Genomic DNA, 2,071 nt, shown 5'->3' on the forward strand with positions numbered 1-2,071 from the left:
CTGGAGGCCATCGAGGAGAACGGCTTCGACGCCGCCTTCGGCGGTGCGCGACGCGACGAGGAGAAGGCCCGGGCCAAGGAACGGGTCTTCTCCTTCCGCGACGAGTTCGGCCAGTGGGACCCCAAGAACCAGCGCCCCGAACTGTGGAGCGTGTTCAACACCCGCATCGAGCGGGGCGAGCACATCCGGGTCTTCCCGATCTCCAACTGGACCGAGCTGGACGTGTGGGCCTACATCAAGCGGGAGCGGCTGGAGCTGCCCTCGATCTACTTCGCCCACGAGCGCGAGGTCTTCGAGCGCGACGGCATCCTGCTGTCGAACTCGCCCATCATCAACCGCGACGAGACCGAGGTCCCGTTCACCGAGACCGTCCGCTACCGCACCGTCGGCGACCTCACCTGCACCGGGGCGGTCAAGTCCACGGCCGTGGAGATCGACGACATCATCGCCGAGATCGCCGCGACCAGGGTGACCGAGCGGGGGCAGACGCGGGCGGACGACCGCACCAGCGAGGCCGCCATGGAGGACCGCAAGCGCGAGGGCTACTTCTAGCGCGACCGCCGGGAGGGTCCACGGCCCGCCCCGTCCGCCGGACCTCGTACTCGTGGCGAGGTTCGGGCGCCGACACCGGCCGGCACGCGGGTCAGGACCCCGCGCACCACACCGGCGACGTTCGGGCCAGCCCACTGGCACCCGCGCCGGAACCCGTTCCCCGCAGACCACACACTCCGCATTGGACCAGGCAAGCATGAGTAACGACATCCTGCGGTTCGCGACGGCGGGTTCCGTCGACGACGGCAAGAGCACCCTGATCGGCCGACTGCTGTTCGACTCCAAGTCCATCTTCGAGGACCAGCTCGACGCGGTGGAGCGCACCAGCGTCGCGCGCGGCGAGGAGCAGACCAACCTGGCGCTGCTCACCGACGGCCTGCGCGCCGAGCGCGAACAGGGCATCACCATCGACGTGGCGTACCGCTACTTCGCCACCCCCAAGCGCACCTTCATCATCGCCGACACCCCCGGGCACATCCAGTACACCCGGAACATGGTCACGGGCGCCTCCACGGCCGACCTCGCCATCATCCTGGTGGACGCGCGCAAGGGCCTGCAGGAGCAGAGCCGCCGCCACGCCTTCCTCACCACCCTGCTCCAGGTGCCCCACCTGGTGCTGGCGGTCAACAAGATGGACCTGGTGGACTACTCCCAGGAGCGCTTCGAGGAGATCCGGGCCGAGTTCGCCGACTTCGCCACCAAGCTGGACGTGTGCGACCTGACCTTCGTGCCGATCTCGGCCCTGAACGGCGACAACGTGGTGAGCCGCTCGGAGAACATGCCCTGGTACACCGGGCCCTCCCTGCTCCACCACCTGGAGAACGTGCACATCGCCTCCGACCGCAACCTCATCGACGCGCGCTTCCCCGTGCAGTACGTGATCCGGCCGCACAGGTCGGCCGACCCCGAGCTGCACGACTACCGGGGTTACGCGGGCCAGATCGCGGGCGGCGTCCTCAAGCCGGGCGACGAGGTCACCCACCTGCCGTCCGGGCTGAACACGCGGATCGCCAGGATCGTCACCGCCGACGGCGACGTCACCGAGGCCTACTCGCCGATGTCGGTCACCCTCCTGCTGGAGGACGAGATCGACATCTCCCGGGGCGACATGATCTGCCGCCCCAACAACGCCCCCGCGGTCACCCAGGACCTGGAGGCGATGGTGTGCTGGATGACGGACGCGCGCAAGCTCACGCCGCGCTCCAAACTCATCCTCAAGCACACCACCCGCACCGCGAAGGTCATGGTCAAGGACCTGCGCTACCGGCTGGACGTCAACACGCTGCACCGCGACGAGCAGGCCGACCACCTGTCGCTCAATGAGATCGGCCGGGTGCGGCTGCGCTCCACCCAGCCCCTGTTCGTGGACGAGTACGCCAAGAACCGCCAGACGGGCGGGTTCATCCTCATCGACGAGTCCACCAACACCACGGTCGCCGCGGGGATGGTCGTCAAGACCGACTGACCCCGACCGGGGCGCGCCGGGCGCCCGGAAGGTGGAAGGGGGCCGCCCTCGGGC

Annotated in this window: 2 protein-coding genes; both read left to right on the forward strand. The window is 68.9% G+C overall.

Annotated elements, in window-relative coordinates; translation table 11 throughout:
* Positions 1-552 (forward strand): sulfate adenylyltransferase subunit CysD (gene cysD / locus DQW06_RS24265; protein WP_117199376.1); only part of this gene is annotated, 552 nt, incomplete at its 5' end.
* 181 nt (positions 553-733) lie between these two features.
* On the forward strand, positions 734-2,017 hold the full coding sequence (gene cysN, locus DQW06_RS24270) for a sulfate adenylyltransferase subunit CysN (RefSeq protein WP_255342149.1): 1,284 nt from the start codon (positions 734-736) through the stop codon (positions 2,015-2,017).
* The last annotated feature ends 54 nt before the right edge of the window (positions 2,018-2,071 follow it).

Origin of the sequence: Nocardiopsis sp. TNDT3, assembly GCF_003427465.1 — a bacterium.
GTDB lineage: Bacteria > Actinomycetota > Actinomycetes > Streptosporangiales > Streptosporangiaceae > Nocardiopsis > Nocardiopsis dassonvillei.